Annotated in this window: 5 protein-coding genes; 2 read left to right on the top strand and 3 right to left on the bottom strand. The window is 46.1% G+C overall.

All coding sequences use genetic code 11. From position 1 onward, the window contains the following. Positions 1-414 precede the first annotated feature (414 nt). The 3 genes from QUB35_RS19955 to QUB35_RS19945 are packed head-to-tail and all read right to left on the bottom strand — an operon-like array spanning position 415 to position 1,298. Entirely contained in the window at positions 415-819 is a 405-nt protein-coding gene (locus tag QUB35_RS19955) for a hypothetical protein (RefSeq protein ID WP_333143501.1), read from the bottom strand. Continuing rightward, positions 812-1,027: a hypothetical protein gene (locus tag QUB35_RS19950; RefSeq protein ID WP_190739384.1), complete on the bottom strand. Its 216-nt coding sequence runs from the start codon at positions 1,025-1,027 to the stop codon at positions 812-814. The genes QUB35_RS19955 and QUB35_RS19950 overlap by 8 nt, the downstream gene beginning before the upstream one ends. A gap of 55 nt (positions 1,028-1,082) precedes the next feature. Beyond that, on the bottom strand, positions 1,083-1,298 hold the full coding sequence (locus QUB35_RS19945; protein WP_333143500.1) for a plasmid partition protein ParG: 216 nt from the start codon (positions 1,296-1,298) through the stop codon (positions 1,083-1,085). A gap of 228 nt (positions 1,299-1,526) precedes the next feature. On the opposite strand from QUB35_RS19945, the gene QUB35_RS19940 reads away from it, so the two are divergent. Continuing rightward, positions 1,527-1,751 (top strand): hypothetical protein, encoded by a 225-nt coding sequence (locus QUB35_RS19940; RefSeq protein WP_333143499.1) that lies wholly within the window; start codon positions 1,527-1,529, stop codon positions 1,749-1,751. A gap of 121 nt (positions 1,752-1,872) precedes the next feature. Continuing rightward, positions 1,873-2,745, top strand: a complete 873-nt coding sequence (gene aroF, locus QUB35_RS19935) for a 3-deoxy-7-phosphoheptulonate synthase (RefSeq protein ID WP_333143518.1) — start codon at positions 1,873-1,875, stop codon at positions 2,743-2,745. The last annotated feature ends 158 nt before the right edge of the window (positions 2,746-2,903 follow it).

Here is a 2,903-nt window from a genome sequence, read left to right as displayed (position 1 = left end):
ACCTACATGAACCTTGATTTCATCCCATCCTCCAAACGTATAGATCGATTTACCGTTGGGTGGGGGCGGGTTTACGATATTGTGGATTATTGACGATGATTGTTGGTGAACCCGCCCCTACAAATCTTTTTCTCAAAATAGAAACCCAACATTTTCGCTACAATTTTCCTTAACTGAACCCTATTGGTTTATAGCCAAGACCATATCCCCCTCGCATCCCCCTTAAGAAGATTGTTTGGACACGGCACCGTGTCCTCCAACCCCATCGCGCGATCGAATATCCGTAGTGTGCAATAGTTAAAGATTTTTGAGGCACATAGTTGCCAAGAGACCGCTCTTTCATAGATATTAAGTAAGAGCGCTTAAGCGCAACTACGTGCCTTTTTTGTGCCAGTTGCGCTCAGGACTAAAATATTAAGCAGCGGCCGTAGCATTTGCTTCCAGAGGCTCGATTTCCTCCGGCGTAGCGTGACGGCGCGGATCATTAAAGCTGCGTGCCGCTAGCCAGTTAGAATTTTGCGCCGCCTCGCAACCAATCACGTAAAGCGAAGATTGGTTAAAAGCAGCCCAGAGAGCATCACAAGCCTGTTTATCCATCAGTGAATCGGCGATCGGGCGATCGTGAATCAGAGCAAATAAATCAAACTCATTTCGTTTTGGATTCCACTGATATTGCAAAGTAGGAGCATAACCCATTTCGATCAATTGTGCGATCGCGCGATCGGGCGTATATCCGTCCAAATGCACCCGATTGAGATAGATAGACACTTGGACATACTCATCTCTGGCAGGTAGCAGTCGGTAGTTCGAGTTAGTCATCATTATTTGTCTCCGTGCAGTAGTAATAAGAACGGCCTGCAATATCGGGGCGTTTTTCAGCCTTCATTTTATGCTGAGCACATCGTCGCTTAGCATAAAGGTCTTTTTCAATTTCAGTCTCGCCAGGGGCATAAAAAGGACGGTGAGGAAGCAGTTCGGCTTCTAAATCCTCCCAAGATTTCTCTGGGTTGTCTGAATCTCTCAGCATTTGTCCCTCGCGCTTTGTTCGAGGATGCCATTTATTCGATATAGTCGATCGGTCATCAGTCTGTTTCCTCTGTTTTGGCGATCGTCTTGACGCGCTGGGGCTTTGGCTCTAAAACGGGTTCGTTTTCCTGTAGCCAAGTTTCGATGTACTCCAACAGAACCTCATTCATGCTGAGGCTACGCATGGCGCAAGATGCTTTGAACTTGGCTCTTGTCTCTTCAGGTAGATAGATTTTTACGGACACAGTTTTACTTGTACTCAAAGTTTCCATATCGCTATATCGATTTGTCTATCTGTCTAGCCTGACACACAGGCGCGCGATCGGATAGGGTCGTTTGTCGATATAAGGACTTGTCGTTTTGTCCCTATGTCGATATAATAACAGACATAGCCAAAAAACGACAACCGCGCCGACTTAAACGCCATTGCCGTTTCCATACATTTTGCAAAAAAATGCTTGACATTCCTACCAGTCTGTGATAGCTTATCGAATAGTATTGTGTTTAATCCACAAATCGCAGCACTTCAGCTATGTTCACAGCCAAGTTCACAGCCAACAGCTATTTTTATTTTTGGTACAGCCAAGTTCGCCCGGAGTGAATTTACAATTCACTGTGAACATCCGGGCGAACCGCAGACTAACACCTGCGGTTTTGTTTTTTCTACTTCTTTTCCCAACAACCAATCGAGTACAAGCGAAAACAGCAATGACATTATTCATTAACTGGTACAACAGCTTTTATTTTTGGCCCAACAAAAGTTCTGGGTAAATTGTCGCGCTGTCTTTTCGCACCAACCCGGAACTCCTAAAAGTTCCGGGTTTTTTGTTGTCAACCACCCACTTAATTTCCCAGGAAAATTCCCTCATGTTAGAAGCCAAACTCGTAACCAAATCTCATCCAGAACACCAAACAATTGTCAAACTCTCAGAAACAGTCTCCGTCGGCGGCCAAGAATTATTAATCATCGGCGGCCCCTGTACCGTCGAAAGTTCTGCACAAATGGAAACAGTCGCCCGCCAACTCTCTGCCGCATCCGTGCAAGCTTTGCGAGGCGGAGTCTACAAACCCCGCACATCTCCCTATGCTTTCCAAGGCATGGGAATTGAGGGACTCGAAATTTTAGCCGATGTCAGCCGGCGTTACGGTTTGCCCGTAGTGACAGAGGTAATGTCGATCGCCCAAATCGATCCAGTTGTCACCTATGCTGATATGCTGCAACTAGGCAGTCGGAATATGCAAAACTTCGAGTTACTAAAGGCGATCGGTCAAGCCGGAAAACCAGTCCTGCTAAAACGCGGCTTATCAGCCACAATCGAAGAATTTGTGATGGCCGCCGAATACATTCTCAGTCACGGAAATCCTCATGTAGTTCTCTGCGAAAGAGGCATCCGCAGCTTCGACAATTACACCCGGAATGTATTAGATTTAGGTGCCGTCGTAGCACTGAAACAGTTAACTCATTTGCCAGTAATAGTAGACCCTTCTCACGCAGTAGGCAAGCGAGAATTAGTCGCACCCCTAGCCAAAGCAGCGGTTGCTTGCGGTGCAGACGGATTAATTATTGAGTGTCACCCGCAACCAGAAAAATCGGTTTCTGATGCGCGGCAAGCTCTTTCTTTAGCAGATATGGTAGATTTAGTTGCGAGTTTGTGGCCTGTAGCCGCCGCCGTTGGCCGGTGCATACCAGATACTAAGTCATTAGTCATTAGTCATTAGTCATTAGTCATTAGTCATTAGTCATTAGTTATTAGTCATCAGTCATTAGTCATATTATGTCCGGTCGATTACCCCTAATACGGTAGGGGCGGGTTCACCAACAATATCTGCCAATAATTAACAATCTCAAAAACCCGCCCCTTTAATCGCTCGCTCGG

Source organism: Microcoleus sp. B13-B6 (assembly GCF_036705405.1).
Classification (GTDB): domain Bacteria; phylum Cyanobacteriota; class Cyanobacteriia; order Cyanobacteriales; family Microcoleaceae; genus Microcoleus.
The sequence above is the reverse complement of the archived record's forward strand: the minus strand, read 5'-3'. Positions and strand labels throughout refer to the sequence as shown.